This window comes from Acidovorax sp., from assembly GCF_046294525.1.
Taxonomy (GTDB): domain Bacteria; phylum Pseudomonadota; class Gammaproteobacteria; order Burkholderiales; family Burkholderiaceae_C; genus Acidovorax.
Genome location: NZ_JBKBKQ010000015.1, coordinates 37,034 through 50,212 on the forward strand (window position 1 = coordinate 37,034; position 13,179 = coordinate 50,212).

The 13,179-nt window shown below is 66.8% G+C and carries 13 protein-coding genes; 9 read left to right on the top strand and 4 right to left on the bottom strand.

The features are described 5' to 3' along the window. Window positions 1-18 precede the first annotated feature (18 nt). The 5 genes from ACK4HJ_RS14525 to ACK4HJ_RS14545 are packed head-to-tail and all read left to right on the top strand — an operon-like array spanning window position 19 to window position 4,622. The gene (locus tag ACK4HJ_RS14525) at window positions 19-1,050 is read left to right on the top strand and encodes a microcin C ABC transporter permease YejB (RefSeq protein WP_409832814.1); all 1,032 of its coding nucleotides are present in this window, start codon (window positions 19-21) and stop codon (window positions 1,048-1,050) included. Window positions 1,051-1,078: 28 nt separating this feature from the next. Then, the gene (gene mntA / locus ACK4HJ_RS14530; protein WP_409832816.1) at window positions 1,079-1,498 is read left to right on the top strand and encodes a type VII toxin-antitoxin system MntA family adenylyltransferase antitoxin; all 420 of its coding nucleotides are present in this window, start codon (window positions 1,079-1,081) and stop codon (window positions 1,496-1,498) included. Beyond that, on the top strand, window positions 1,488-1,904 hold the full coding sequence (gene hepT, locus ACK4HJ_RS14535; RefSeq protein WP_409832819.1) for a type VII toxin-antitoxin system HepT family RNase toxin: 417 nt from the start codon (window positions 1,488-1,490) through the stop codon (window positions 1,902-1,904). Before mntA ends, hepT begins: the two co-directional genes overlap by 11 nt. A 10-nt stretch (window positions 1,905-1,914) precedes the next feature. Further along, complete coding sequence (locus ACK4HJ_RS14540; RefSeq protein WP_409832822.1) at window positions 1,915-2,982, top strand: ABC transporter permease; 1,068 nt, start codon at window positions 1,915-1,917, stop codon at window positions 2,980-2,982. 17 nt (window positions 2,983-2,999) lie between these two features. After that, window positions 3,000-4,622 (top strand): ABC transporter ATP-binding protein, encoded by a 1,623-nt coding sequence (locus ACK4HJ_RS14545; RefSeq protein ID WP_409832825.1) that lies wholly within the window; start codon window positions 3,000-3,002, stop codon window positions 4,620-4,622. Between the two features lie 106 nt (window positions 4,623-4,728). Here ACK4HJ_RS14545 and ACK4HJ_RS14550 read toward each other — a convergent pair whose 3' ends face one another. Then, complete coding sequence (locus tag ACK4HJ_RS14550; RefSeq protein WP_409832826.1) at window positions 4,729-5,364, bottom strand: lipocalin family protein; 636 nt, start codon at window positions 5,362-5,364, stop codon at window positions 4,729-4,731. 270 nt (window positions 5,365-5,634) lie between these two features. Beyond that, window positions 5,635-6,528: a LysR family transcriptional regulator gene (locus ACK4HJ_RS14555; RefSeq protein WP_409832829.1), complete on the bottom strand. Its 894-nt coding sequence runs from the start codon at window positions 6,526-6,528 to the stop codon at window positions 5,635-5,637. Window positions 6,529-6,645: 117 nt separating this feature from the next. Here ACK4HJ_RS14555 and ACK4HJ_RS14560 point away from each other — a divergent pair, with 117 nt between their 5' ends. The 4 genes from ACK4HJ_RS14560 to leuD are packed head-to-tail and all read left to right on the top strand — an operon-like array spanning window position 6,646 to window position 10,683. Further along, window positions 6,646-7,635 (top strand): tripartite tricarboxylate transporter substrate binding protein, encoded by a 990-nt coding sequence (locus ACK4HJ_RS14560; RefSeq protein WP_409832832.1) that lies wholly within the window; start codon window positions 6,646-6,648, stop codon window positions 7,633-7,635. A 36-nt stretch (window positions 7,636-7,671) separates the two neighbouring features. Continuing rightward, on the top strand, window positions 7,672-8,574 hold the full coding sequence (locus ACK4HJ_RS14565) for an alpha/beta fold hydrolase (RefSeq protein ID WP_409832834.1): 903 nt from the start codon (window positions 7,672-7,674) through the stop codon (window positions 8,572-8,574). A 31-nt stretch (window positions 8,575-8,605) separates the two neighbouring features. Beyond that, on the top strand, window positions 8,606-10,024 hold the full coding sequence (leuC, locus tag ACK4HJ_RS14570) for a 3-isopropylmalate dehydratase large subunit (protein ID WP_409832996.1): 1,419 nt from the start codon (window positions 8,606-8,608) through the stop codon (window positions 10,022-10,024). Next, window positions 10,021-10,683 carry a 3-isopropylmalate dehydratase small subunit gene (leuD, locus tag ACK4HJ_RS14575; protein ID WP_409832837.1) on the top strand — a complete coding sequence of 221 codons (663 nt, stop codon included), beginning with the start codon at window positions 10,021-10,023 and terminating at the stop codon, window positions 10,681-10,683. Before leuC ends, leuD begins: the two co-directional genes overlap by 4 nt. 87 nt (window positions 10,684-10,770) lie before the next feature. Here leuD and ACK4HJ_RS14580 read toward each other — a convergent pair whose 3' ends face one another. After that, window positions 10,771-11,961, bottom strand: coding sequence for an ABC transporter permease (locus ACK4HJ_RS14580; RefSeq protein ID WP_409832840.1), 1,191 nt, complete (start codon window positions 11,959-11,961; stop codon window positions 10,771-10,773). After that, the gene (locus ACK4HJ_RS14585) at window positions 11,961-13,133 is read right to left on the bottom strand and encodes an ABC transporter permease (RefSeq protein ID WP_409832843.1); all 1,173 of its coding nucleotides are present in this window, start codon (window positions 13,131-13,133) and stop codon (window positions 11,961-11,963) included. The genes ACK4HJ_RS14580 and ACK4HJ_RS14585 overlap by 1 nt, the downstream gene beginning before the upstream one ends. Window positions 13,134-13,179 lie beyond the last annotated feature (46 nt).

Below are 13,179 nucleotides of genomic sequence, written 5' to 3' on the forward strand. Positions count from 1 at the left end.
CGCCAGCTACCGCCCGCCATGTTCGCCTACATCCTCAAACGCGTCCTGCTCATGGTGCCCACCCTTCTGGGCGTGCTGCTGCTGACCTTCGTGGTGGTGCAGTTCGTGCCCGGCGGCCCCGTGGAACAGTACATGGCCGAGGCCAAGGCCGGCGTCGGCGGCGGCGGTGCCGAGGGCGGGGGCCTGAGCTACCGCGGCGCCCAAGGTGTGGACCCCAAGCGGCTGGAGCAGATCAAGGCCCTGTACGGCTTCGACAAGCCCGCGAACGAGCGCTTCTTCCAGATGCTGGCGCAGTTCGCGCGCTTCGACCTTGGCAAGAGCTTTTTCCAGAACAAGGATGTGTGGACGCTGGTGAAGGAAAAGCTGCCCGTCTCCATCAGCCTCGGCCTCTGGACCTTTTTCATCAGCTACTTGGTGGCCGTGCCCCTGGGCGTGGCCAAGGCGGTGCGCGCCGGCTCGCGGTTTGATTTGATCACCACGCTCATCGTCCTGGTGGGCTATGCCATTCCGGGCTTTGTGCTGGGTGTGGCGCTGCTGGTGATTTTTGGCGGCCAGCTGCAATGGTTTCCGCTGCGCGGCCTCACGTCCGCCAACTGGGACGAACTGAGCTGGGGCGCGCGCATCGTGGATTACCTCTGGCATATCACGCTGCCCGTCACGGCCATGGTGCTGGGCAGCTTTGCCGTGACGGCCATGCTCACCAAGAACGCGTTTCTGGAAGAAATTCGCAAGCAATACGTGCTCACGGCCCGCGCCAAGGGCTTGAGCGAACGGCAGGTGCTGTGGAAGCACGTGTTCCGCAACGCGCTCATCCCCATCGTCACCGGCTTCCCGGCCGCGTTCATCGGCGCATTTTTTGCAGGTTCGCTGCTCATCGAGACGCTGTTCTCCCTCGACGGTTTGGGCCTGCTCAGCTATGAAAGCGTGATCCGCCGGGACTACCCGGTGGTGCTGGGCACGCTGTACCTGTTCACGCTGATCGGGCTGGTAACCAAGCTCATCAGCGACCTGTGCTACGTGTGGGTGGACCCGCGCGTGAAGTTTGATTGAAGTGAAGTTTGATTGAACGGTGCTGCGCATGAACACCACCACGATCAGCCCAGAAGTCAAGGACCGCTTGACCCAAACGCTGTTGCAGCGCCTGCCCGGTGCGCTGGCGGTGTACGGCTTTGGCAGCCGCGTGCAGGGCACAGCGGGGCCTGAGAGCGACCTGGATATGGCTGTCCTGGTGGCGGGCTACGCCGACGTGACGCTGCTGTGGGAACTCGCCGGTGAGCTGGCCGACGTGGCGGGCTGCCCCGTGGACCTGCTGGACTTGCGCGCCGCATCCACCGTCATGCAGTACCAGGTGTTGGCGCAGGGCGAGCGCTGGTGGGCAGGGGACGGGCAGGCGGCCCTTTGGGAGAGTGCGATCTTGAGTGAAAAGACGGCGTTGGACACGGCGCGTGCGGGCCTGCTGGCCGACGTGCAAGCGCGGGGGAGCGTGTATGGCGGATGACGTGCTGATCAACAAGGCCGCCACCATCGAGCGCTGCGTGATGCGGGCGCGCGAAGAATATTTCATCGACCCCGACACCTTTGCCACCAACTTCAGCCGCCAGGACGCTGCCATCCTCAACATCCAGCGCGCCTGCGAGGCTGCTCTGGACATGGGCCAGCACCTGATCCGCCGTGACCGGCTGGGCGTGCCGCAAAGTGCACGCGACGTGTTTGCCCTGCTGCAGCAAGCGGGGCGTATCGACCGTGACCTGGCCGCCGGGCTGCAGCGCATGGTGGGCTTTCGCAACATTGCGGTGCACGACTATCAGAGCCTGCAGCTGCCCATCACGGTGGCCATCATCGAGAAACACCTGGACGAATTCTTGCAATACAGCAAGGCCATCTTGCAGCGCGATGCCGGATAAACCGCAAGCCATGGGCTCCACCACACCTTCCGCACCCCCGGGCGCCACGCCCGCCTCCCTCTCCCCCTCCCGCCGCGCCTGGCTGCGCTTCAAGCGCAACCGGCTGGGTTACTGGAGCCTGCTGATCTTCTGCGCGCTGGTGCTCGTCAGCCTGTGCGCCGAGCTGGTCAGCAATGACAAGCCGCTCGTCGTGCGCTACGAGGGGCAGACCTACTTCCCCATGCTCAAGGACTACCCCGAAAAAACCTTCGGCGGCGACTTCGAGACCCCCACCGATTACCTGGACCCGTTCATCAAAGAGCAGCTCTCGGGCGGCAGCAACTGGGCGCTGTACACGCTCAACCCCTACGGCCCCAACACGCTGAACTACTTTGCCAAGGCCCCCAACCCCTCCGGGCCCACCCGCGACAACTGGCTGGGCACGGACGACCGGGGGCGCGATTTGCTTGCGCAGCTGCTCTACGGCTTTCGGGTGAGCGTGCTGTTCGGGCTGGCCCTCACGGTGACGGGCGTGCTGCTGGGGGTGGTCACCGGCGCCATCCAAGGGTTCTTCGGCGGGCGCACTGACCTGGCTTTTCAGCGCTTCATCGAGATCTGGGGCTCCATGCCCGAGCTGTATTTGCTCATCATCTTCAGCGCGGTGTTTGCGCCCAGCATTGCGCTGCTGCTGATCTTGCTATCACTGTTTGGCTGGATGGGCCTCTCCGACTACGTGCGCGCCGAGTTTCTGCGCAACCGACAGCTCGACTACGTGAAGGCCGCCCGCGCGCTGGGCGTGGGCAACTGGCAGATCATCTGGCGCCACATCCTGCCCAACAGCCTCACGCCCGTGGTCACCTTCTTGCCGTTTCGCATGAGTGCGGCCATCCTGGCGCTCACCTCACTCGACTTTCTCGGCCTGGGCGTGCCGCCCGGCACACCGTCGCTGGGCGAGCTGCTGAGCCAGGGCAAGAACAGCATTGATGCGTGGTGGATATCGCTCTCCACCTTTGCGGTGTTGGTCACGACTTTGCTCTTGCTGACCTTCATGGGCGACGCGTTGCGCGATGCGCTGGACCCCAGAAAGGCCGACCTGTGACCCCAACTTCCACGGCCATGAATTCCCCTTTGCTCCAAGTGCACGACCTGCACGTCCGCTTTGGCACCAAAGAGGTGGTGCGCGGTGTGAGCTTTGACATTGCCGCCGGCGAAAAGCTCGCGCTGGTGGGCGAGTCCGGCTCCGGCAAAACCATCACCGCCTTGAGCCTGCTGCGCCTGGTGGGCGATGCGGCCATCACCGGCCAGGCCGTGCTACAGGGGCGGGGCGACCTGCTGGCGCTGACGGAACGCGAAATGCGCGGCGTGCGCGGCGACGACATCGCCATGGTGTTCCAGGAGCCCATGACCGCGCTCAACCCGCTGATGACCGTGGGCGCGCAGATTGCCGAGATTCTGCAGCTCAAGCGCGGCCTCACGGGCGCGCAGTGCGCGCAGGCCGCCATTGAGCTGCTCGCGCAAACCGGCATCCCCGAGCCCGCGCGGCGCGCGGGCAGCTTTCCGCACCAGCTCTCGGGCGGCCAGCGCCAGCGCGCGATGATTGCCATGGCCCTGGCCAGCGCCCCCAAGCTGCTGCTGGCCGACGAGCCCACCACCGCGCTTGACGTGACACTGCGCGGGCAGATTCTGGATTTGCTCAGCGACCTGCAGCGCCAGACCGGCATGGCCGTGCTGCTCATCACGCACGACTTGAATCTGGTGCGCCGCTTTGCCGACCGTGTGGCCGTGATGGAGCAGGGCGTGCTGGTGGAGCAAGGACCGGTGGCCGAGGTGTTTGGCGCCCCGCAGCATGCCTACACCCGCCGCTTGATCGCCAGCCAGCCGCGCCGCGATGTACTGGAGGCCGCGCCGCCCGCAGGTACGCCGCCCGTGGTGGCGTCGGACAACCTGCGCGTGGTGTACCCCACGCCGCTGCCCGGAGTGCGCGGCTGGTTCAAGAAGGGCGAATTCGTGGCCGTGCAGGGCGCCACCCTGCAGCTGCTGCCGGGGCAAACGCTGGGCGTGGTGGGCGAATCGGGCTCGGGCAAATCCACGCTGGCGCAGGCCATCCTGGGCCTGCTGCCCAGCACGGGCGCGCTGCAGGTCGGCGGGCAGGCCTGGCAGCAGCCGGCCATGCGCAACACGCCGGCCAATCAGCAACTGCGCCTCCGGGTGCAGGTGGTGTTCCAGGACCCGTTCTCGTCCCTGTCGCCGCGCCTCACCGTGGAGGAGATCGTGGGCGAGGGCCTGAAGGTGCACGAGCCCGCCCTGAGCGTGGCGGAGCGCCGCAGCCGCGTGGAAGCCATCCTGGCCGAAGTGGGCCTGACAGAAGCGCAGTTTCCGCGCCTGCTCGCACGCTATCCACACGAATTCTCCGGCGGCCAGCGCCAGCGCCTGGCCATTGCGCGGGCCCTCATCGTGCAGCCTCAGGTGCTGGTGCTGGACGAGCCCACCAGTGCGCTCGACGTCACCATCCAGCAGCAGGTGCTGGGCCTGCTGCAGCGGCTGCAAAAAGAGAAGGGCCTGAGCTACCTGCTGATCACCCACGACGTGGACGTGATCCGCGCCATGGCGCACGACGTGCTGGTGATGAAGGATGGCGCCGTGCTGGAAAGCGGCAGCGTGGTCCAGGTGCTCGAATCGCCGCAGCACCCGTATACCCAGCGGCTGGTGGCTGCGGCCACGGTGCCGGAGGTGGCTTGAGCAGCGGGGGGTGCTGAAAATTTAAGCCAAAATGGCTGCTAGCGCTTGATGATAAAGCGCTGACAGCTATCAAATAGATAGTGAAAGGCTTGTCACGTAGGGCTTGTCACGTACGCACCGCCTGCCGCGCGTGCTGTTCGACGGGCGGCGCTGCAAACACGATCTTGCTCACGTCCACGCCCAGCGCCTGTGCGCGTTCCAGCAGGTGGTCGCGCACATGCCAGGGCAGGGTGGGCGTGCGGGACAGGATCCACAGATAGTCGCGGCTGGAGCCGACCACCATGGCCCATTGGTAATTCTCGTCCAGCGCCACCACGTTGTAGCCGCCGTAAAACGGCCCGAAGAAAGACACCTTGAGCGCGGCGCGGTCCGGGCTGTCCACAAAGCGCGCCGTACCCTCGGCCTCTTTCCACTCGCGGCGCGCCGGGTCGTAGCCGCGGTTCACCACCTTGATGGTGCCGTCGTCGTTGCGGGTGTAGGTGGCGGTGGCGCGCGTCAGGCCGCGTTCAAAGCGGTTCTCAATGCGGGCCACTTCGTGCCAGTGGCCCGTATAGCGGTCCACGTCAAAACCCGTGACTGCGCGGATGCCGTCTGGCACACGCGGCGTAGAGCATGCGGTCAGTGCCAACACCGCCACCAGGGCTCCCACCGCAGCCGCCCAGGCCCATGGTGAGCGGCGACGGTGCGTGCTGGCACGAAACGGCGCGGGGCGGGCAGACAGGGTGGGCAGTGTGGTGCGCATGGGCTTCTCCTCAGGTCGGTGCGTTTTCTTTTTCAAACCGCTGGCCTGACTCTAGAAGCTGGCTTTCGCCGCGGCTGTAGGCGCGCGCTGGCAGGGGCTGTCGGTGAGGCGGTATGCGCTGCCGGGGGAGCCACCTCCAAGTGGTGGGTGGAGTTTTTGAATCAAATCGGGCTCTGGCGCTTATCCAGCAAGCGCAATTAGCTATCAAATGAAAGCATTGCGTTGTTGGCGTGTGGTGTGCAGGGTGCGCATGGCGCGGGCGGATGTGCCTCAATCTTGTCGTGCAAACCACGCCTGCAGAAAGTCCGCCAGCGCGCGGGTCTTCGCAGACAGGTCGCTCTTGCTGGGGTAGACCAGCGTCACATCCGCCGCAGGCAGCGACCACGCCGGCAGCACGCGCACCAGGCGGCCTGCGGCCAAGTGGTCTGCCACATCCCACTCGGACCGCATCAGCACCCCATGGCCCGCCAGCGCCCAGGTGGTGGCGGCAGCGCCATCGTTGGTGCTGAGCAGGCCGCGCACCTTCACGGTCTCTTGCCGGCCGCCCTGGTGCAGGTGCCAGGTGCCATAGGTCTCATCGCTTTCGCGAATCACGATGCACTGGTGTGCCAGCAGGTCGGCAGGCTGTTGGGGTTCTTCGGCCTGGGCCAGGTAGGCGGGTGACGCACACAGCAACCTGCGGTTGGCCAGCAGGCGCCGCGCGGTCAGGCGCGAATCGGGCAGGTCCCCAAACCGCACGGCGGCGTCAAAGCCTTGCTCCACCAGATTGACGGGCCGGTCTGTCAGGTGCAGTTGCACCTCGACCTCTGGATAGGCGCGCGCAAAGGCCGACAGCGCGGGCGCGATGCGAACGCGCCCGAAGCCCAGCGTGGCCGCCAGCTTGATGAGGCCGCGCGGGACGCTCCGCGCCCCTGCCACAGTGCGTTCCAGGGCGTCCAGGTCCGACAGGATGCGCGCGCCGTCCAGCAGATAGGTCTCGCCCTCCGGCGTCAGCGCCATGCGGCGCGTGGTGCGGTGCAAAAGCCGCACGCCCAGCCGGTGCTCCAGCTGCGCCAGTCGGCGGCTTGCCGCAGGCGGGGTGATGCCCATCTGCTGCGCTGCCGCAGCCAGGCTGCCTTCTTTGATCAGCAGGGCAAAAAAGCGCAGGTCTGAGAAGCCGTCCATCAGGTTATTCGTGTTCTTGGTTTATGAATGAAGTGATTTTGAATGACTTTATGTTTGCCGGGTGCACTCATAAGATGCCCGCACACACCACAACAACCTGGCAGGAGACAAACCACCATGACCCCATCCCTTCGTTGGCCCACCCTTGCGCGGCGCGTGGCAGCCACTGCAGCACTGGTCCTGTGCACGACCACCGCCGCCCTGGCCCAGGCCTACCCCGCCAAGGCGGTGAAGCTGGTGGTGCCTTACGCGCCTGGCGGTAGCGCCGACATCGCGGCGCGGCTCATCACTGACGAGTGGGCCAAGGCGCTCGGCGGCTCTTTGTTCATCGAAAACAAGGGCGGTGCGGGCGGCAACATCGGTGTGGACATGGTCGCCAAGGCACAGCCCGACGGCTACACCATTGGCCTGCAGACCGTGTCGCTGGCCATCAACCCCAGCCTCACATCCAAGATGCCGTACGACACCTTGAAGGATCTGGCGCCCATCGGCATGGTCGCCAGCTCGCAGCATGTGCTGGTGGTCAACAACGCCTTGCCGGCCAAGAACGTCAGGGAGCTGATCGCACTGCTCAAGGCCAAGCCGGGGCAATACTCGTACGGCTCGGCCGGTGCGGGCAGCACGTTTCACATGTCGGCCGAGCTGTTCAAGGCCGTGGCGGGCACGCCCATCGTGCACATTCCCTACCGCGGTGGCGGCCCGGCCATGATCGACACCATGTCGGGCCAGGTGGCGCTGAGCTTTCCGGTGCTGTCGGCCGCGCAGCCGCACGTGCAGGCCGGCAAGCTGCGCGCCTTGGGCGTTACCGGCACAAAGCGCTCGGCGCTGATGCCCGATGTGCCCACCATTGCCGAGGCGGGCTTGCCAGGCTACGCTTTTGAAACCTGGTTCATCGTGTTCGCGCCGGCTGGCACGCCCAAGCCCATCATCGACAAGCTCAACGCCACGCTGAACCAGGCCTTGAACACCCCCGCGCTCAAGGAGCGCATGGCCAAGGACGGGTTCGACCCGATCCCGTCCACCCCCGAGCAGGCCCGTGCGCGGCTGGAGGCAGAGATGCCGCAGTGGGCCAAACTCATCCAGGAGCGGGGCATCACTGCGGAGTGAGTCCGCCGGCTTCGCAACCTTCTCGCAACGACATCCATGACCACCACTCCGCTTTTCCCGGGCTATGCCACCCACCGCGTGCCCACGCCCGACGGCCAGTACATCCACGCGCTGGTCGGCGGCACCGGCCCCGCGTTGCTGCTGCTGCACGGGCACCCGCAGACCTCGGCCATCTGGCACAAGGTGGCGCCCACGCTGGCGCAGCACTTCACGCTGGTGCTGGCGGATTTGCGCGGATATGGCGACTCGGCGAAACCGGAGGGCGACGCACAGCACCTGCTCTACAGCAAGCGCACCATGGCCGCCGACATGCTGGCCGTGATGCAGCACCTGGGCCACCCGCGCTTTGCCGTTCTGGCCCATGACCGTGGTGCGCGCGTGGCGCACCGCCTGGCGGCCGACCACCTGGATGCGGTGCAGCGCATGGTGCTGCTGGACATCGCGCCCACGCTGGCCATGTATGAGCAGGCCAGCGATCCATTTGCGAGGGCCTATTGGCACTGGTTCTTCCTGATCCAGCCCGCGCCGCTGCCCGAGCGCCTGATCGAGGCCGACCCCGCTGCCTACGTGCGCGACGTGATGGGGCGGCGCAGCGCAGGCCTTGCGCCGTTCGACCCGCGGGCGCTGTCCGAATACGTGCGCTGCCTGGCCTTGCCCGGCACGGCCCATGGCATCTGCGAGGACTACCGCGCCGCCGCCAGCATCGACCTGGAACACGACCGCGCCGACCGCGATGCAGGCCGCCAGCTGGCCGTGCCGCTGCTGGCGCTGTGGGGCGAGCAGGGCGTGGTGCACCAGTGCTTCAAGCCGCTGGCGGAGTGGCAGCGCGTGGCGACCGACGTGCGCGGCCATGCCTTGCCCTGCGGCCACTACATCGCCGAAGAGGCGCCCGATGCACTGCTGGGCGCAGCACTGCCATTCCTTCTTGCTGCCCAGTAAAGCGGCACACCAAACATCCACCACGATGACCATGACCAACCCCACCACGCTCTACCAGAAGCTGGTCGCATCGCACACCGTCGCCGTTCTGGACGAACAGAACGTGCTGCTGTTCTGCGACCTGCACCTGATGAACGAATACACCAGCCCCCAGGCCTTCGCCGGCCTGCACGAGGCCGGGCGCGGTGTGCCCGTGCCGGGGCAGAACGTGGCGGTGGTGAGCCACATCATCCCCACGCACCCCGTGCGCTGGCGCACCATCCAGGACCCGCCCTCGGCCCTGCAGGCCAGCAACCTCAAGGCCAACTGCGACCGCCACCGGATCCCGCTGTTCGACACCAACGACCCGCTGCAGGGCATCGAACACGTGGTCGCGCCCGAGCACGGCATGGTGCGCCCGGGCATGGTCATCATTTGCGGCGACAGCCACACCACCACGTATGGCGCGCTGGGCGCTTTAGGCTTTGGCATCGGCACGTCCGAGGTGGAGCATGTGCTGGCCACGCAGACCCTGGTCTACCGCCGCGCCCTGGACATGCGCATCCGCGTCGATGGCACGCTGCCCCCCGGCACCACGGCCAAGGACCTGGTCCTTCTCATCATCAGCCGCATCGGCGCGCAGGGCGCGCGCGGGTACGTGGTCGAGTTCTGCGGCAGCGCCATCAGTGCCTTGTCGGTGGAGGCGCGCTTCACGCTGTGCAACATGGCGGTGGAAGCGGGTGCGCGCGGCGCACTGATCGCGCCCGACGCCACCGCCATCGACTACGTGCTGGCCAAGGCTCCCGACATTATTGGAGAGGTCCGCACCCAGGCGCTGGCCCACTGGGCCACGCTGCACAGCGACGAAGGCGCCGCGTTCGATGTGGAGCACGTGTTCAACGCGGCCGAGGTGGCCCCCTTCGTCACCTGGGGCACCAGCCCCGACCAGGCCATGGCGATCAGCGCCACCGTGCCCAGGCCGCAGGACATCACCGACGTGGTGCTGCGCAGCAGCGCCGAACAGGCCCTGCGCTACACCGCACTGGCTGCCGGGCAGCCGCTCGCGGGCGTGCCGGTGCAGCATGTGTTCATCGGCTCTTGCACCAACGCCCGCATTGAAGATCTGCGCGAGGTGGACCGCGTCGTCGGCAGCCGCCGCGTGGCCCACGGCGTGCGCGCCATGGTCGTGCCCGGCTCGGGCGCCGTGAAGGCCCAGGCCGAAGCCGAGGGCATCGCCACGCGCCTGGTGGCCGCTGGCTTTGAATGGCGCCAGCCCGGCTGCTCCATGTGCCTGGCCATGAACGACGACGTGCTCGCCCCCGGGCAGCGCTGTGCCTCCACCACCAACCGCAATTTCGAAGGCCGCCAGGGCAGAGGAGCGATCACGCACCTGATGAGCCCGGCCATGGCGGCGGCTGCCGCTGTCACCGGCTGCATCACCGACGTCCGAAGCCTGGAGACCGCTGCATGACCAACGAACCAAAAACTGCCGATACCAGCGTCTTGCACGGCCGGGCTGCCGTGCTGCCCACGCCCAACCTCGACACCGACCAGATCATGCCCAAGCAGTTTCTGCGCGGCATCGACAAGTCGGGCCTGGCACCGGGCCTGCTGTACGACCTGCGCTTTGACGGTGCAGGCCAGCCGCGACCGGACTTTGTGCTCAACCAGCCGGCCTACCAAGGGGTGGATGTGCTGATTGCCGGCTCCAACTACGGCTGTGGCTCCAGTCGCGAGCACGCGGTGTGGGGCATGCAGCAATACGGCTTCAAGGCGGTGGTGGCGTCGAGTTTTGGCGAGATTTTTTACTCCAACGCGCTCAACAACCGCCTGCTGCTGGCCATGGTGCCCGAGGCCGACGTGCAGGCCTTCATGGCCGAGGCCGCGCAACGGTCGGGCCCGCTGGCGCTCACCATCGACGTGCAGCAGCGCATGGTGTGCAGCGCCGGGCACAGCGCGCAGTTTGTGCTGTCAGACCGGCACCAGCGCATGTTTTTGCAGGGGCTGGACGTGATCGGGGCATCGCTGTCGTATGCCGATGAGATCAAGGCGTTTGCCCAGCGCCACTGGGCTGCGCAGCCCTGGGTGAAAGATGTGGCGCAACGCACGCGCAGCCGCTTGTCCGCCTGAAGCATTTGGCCGAGCGCCGTGGTGCGTTGTAGTGGGATGAATTCAAGCCAAATACGGCACTGGCGCTTGCTGGGTCAGCGCTGATAGCTACTGTTTTTGTAGCTCTGGTGTCAGACCGCCCGAGGTTTTCCGCGCGGCGTATAGCAGTGCGGCGGTCCACACCGCGCACATCGCCACCAGCGCACACAGGTAGGGCAGGGCGGCAGACAGTGGCGCTCCCAGCTGGTTCAGCCGCAGCGATGCCTGCACGCCCGAGGTGCTGGGCAGCAGCCAGCGCAGCCACTGCAGTGGCTCGGGCAACGCCTCTACCGGCCACGAGAAACCTGCGACGAACGCGATGGGTAACGTGGTCCACAGCAGCACCTGCAAAGCCCGCTCCCGATTGCCAAACCACAGCCCCAGCAACGCACCCAGCGAAGCGATGGCCGGTATGTAGCACGCCAGCAGCGCCAGTGCGCCCAGCGGGTTGCCGCCGCGGGGGTAGTCGTGCAGCACAAAGATCCAGCCGAAATAGAACAAGCCACTGGCCCAGCCGAGGGCGCACAACGCCAGCAAGCGGCCCAGCCAAGTGGTGACATTGGCGCGATGCTGCCCGCTTTCTACCCAGGTGCCAACCAGCAGGGCTGCGCCCATCAGCAGCGTCTGCTGCAGGATGAGCAGCGCCACGGCGGGCACCACAAAGCTGCCGTAGCCCTCGGTGGGGTTGAACAGCGCCACGGTTTGCAGCTGCACGGGGGCGCGGCTGGCGCGGGCCTGCTGCGCGCTCTGGCCGCTGGCCTGCAGCTTCTTGATCTCCACACCGGCAGACACGGTGCCGACAGCCTCGGCAAATCCGAACTGCACGGCCTTGTTGAGCAGGGCATAGGCCCCGTTGGCCTCGATGCTGACGACGGCGTTTTCGCCGCGCACCACGTTGCGTTTGAGCCCGGCAGGGATCACCGCGTAGCCTTCGATCTCGCCGCGCCACAGGGCTTCCTGCGCCTTGCGCTCGCTGCCGGTCACCATGCGCACTGCGATGCGCGGGTCGGCGTCGGCAAATCGCGTGATCTGGCGCGACAGGCTGGTGCGGTCCATGTCCACTACGGCAACGGGCACGCGGGTCAGCACCTCGTCGGCATAGAACCAGGGATAGAAGAACCCATAGAGCACGGGGGCGCCGATCAACAGCAGCAGCACGCCCTTGTCGCGCACCACGGTGGCCAGCGCTTGGAGCCAGGCTCCCAGCAGGCCCTGCGGCCGGGGCGTCACCGCTGGCTTCGGTGTCGTCGCGGTGTTCATCAGCGGCCTCCCCAGGTGTCGGGACGTTTGTGCGCAACGGTCAGCGCTGTGGCGCCCAGCAGCCACAGCACGGCGGTGGCAACGATCAGCGCCACCATGGTGGACACGCTCGTGGCCACCGGCGCCCCCATCTGCAGCTGCTCGATCTGCAGGCGGATGTAGTGCGTGAACGGCATGGCATCGGCCCAGGCGCGGGCGCTGGCGGGCATGCCGGCCAGCGGAAACGCCACGCCGCTGAACGCGAATGCGGGTGCCGCAAAAAATCCCGCGCCAGACAGCGCCGTGCGCAATGAGCGCGTGAGGGCAGCCAGTGCAGCCCCTGCGGTCAGCGACACCGCCATCAGCAGCGCCAGCGCGCCCGCCACCCACGCCAGGTGGCCCGGCGGATGCCAACCCCGGCCCCAGGTGATGCCCACCAGCGCCAGCAAGCCCGTGAGGGTGAGCGTGGCCCAGGGCAGGGCCAGCTTGCCCAGCAAGGCGCCTGCAGTGGACGCAAGACGAGTCGCGCCGAGCCACTCGTCCAGCGTGCGATCACGCAGTTCGCGCCCCACCGTCCAGGCACCGGCTGTCATGGCCAGAATGTGCAGCAGCGCGGGGATGAGCGCCGCGCCCAGAAACTGCTCGTAGTTGCTGGACACATTGAACAGCGCCACCATCTGCGTGTGGATGGGCTCCATGCTGACGCGCACGGTGCGCGCGTTTTCGCCCCGCTTATTGCGCGCAGCCATCTCGATGCCCGCCGACAGCGTGCCCACCGCCGCGCGCACATCGCGCTGCAGCAGGCCCGAATGCGTGCCCATCTGCGCGTTGTGCAGCAGCGTGACCTGTGCGGCGCGGCCCTCTTTGACGGTGCGCGCAAAGTCGCGCGGGATGCTGACAACGGCATACACGTCCACAGCCCGCAGCGCGCGTTCGGCCTCTGCCGCATTGCTGAAATGCTGCGTAACTTGGACGCCCGGTGTGGCGTCCAGCATGCGTACCAGCTGGCGCGAGAGGCTGGAGTGGTCTTCATCCACCACGCCCACAGCCAGGTGGCGCGGCAGGCCGGCGGAGAAGATCCACCACAGCAGTGCGACGCCCAAGAGCGGCACCCAGGTGACCATGGCCAGGTCCCAGGGGTCGGCCGCCAGGCGGCGGGCCTCGCGGCGAAAGCTGTTCACTATTGAATTCATAGCTGCTGGCGCTTATCAGAAAAGCGCTGGAGGCACTTTTCATTCA

Bases quoted from the DNA above. Each gene is read 5' to 3' on its own strand.
- ACK4HJ_RS14545 (WP_409832825.1), top strand. From the start codon at position 3,000: ATGAATTCCCCTTTGCTCCAAGTGCACGACCTGCACGTCCGCTTTGGC.
- ACK4HJ_RS14555 (WP_409832829.1), bottom strand. From the start codon at position 6,528: ATGGACGGCTTCTCAGACCTGCGCTTTTTTGCCCTGCTGATCAAAGAA.
- ACK4HJ_RS14560 (WP_409832832.1), top strand. From the start codon at position 6,646: ATGACCCCATCCCTTCGTTGGCCCACCCTTGCGCGGCGCGTGGCAGCC.
- leuC (WP_409832996.1), top strand. From the start codon at position 8,606: ATGACCAACCCCACCACGCTCTACCAGAAGCTGGTCGCATCGCACACC.
- ACK4HJ_RS14580 (WP_409832840.1), bottom strand. From the start codon at position 11,961: ATGAACACCGCGACGACACCGAAGCCAGCGGTGACGCCCCGGCCGCAG.
- leuD (WP_409832837.1), top strand. From the start codon at position 10,021: ATGACCAACGAACCAAAAACTGCCGATACCAGCGTCTTGCACGGCCGG.
- hepT (WP_409832819.1), top strand. From the start codon at position 1,488: ATGGCGGATGACGTGCTGATCAACAAGGCCGCCACCATCGAGCGCTGC.
- ACK4HJ_RS14540 (WP_409832822.1), top strand. From the start codon at position 1,915: ATGGGCTCCACCACACCTTCCGCACCCCCGGGCGCCACGCCCGCCTCC.
- ACK4HJ_RS14565 (WP_409832834.1), top strand. From the start codon at position 7,672: ATGACCACCACTCCGCTTTTCCCGGGCTATGCCACCCACCGCGTGCCC.
- ACK4HJ_RS14525 (WP_409832814.1), top strand. From the start codon at position 19: ATGTTCGCCTACATCCTCAAACGCGTCCTGCTCATGGTGCCCACCCTT.
- ACK4HJ_RS14550 (WP_409832826.1), bottom strand. From the start codon at position 5,364: ATGCGCACCACACTGCCCACCCTGTCTGCCCGCCCCGCGCCGTTTCGT.
- mntA (WP_409832816.1), top strand. From the start codon at position 1,079: ATGAACACCACCACGATCAGCCCAGAAGTCAAGGACCGCTTGACCCAA.
- ACK4HJ_RS14585 (WP_409832843.1), bottom strand. From the start codon at position 13,133: ATGAATTCAATAGTGAACAGCTTTCGCCGCGAGGCCCGCCGCCTGGCG.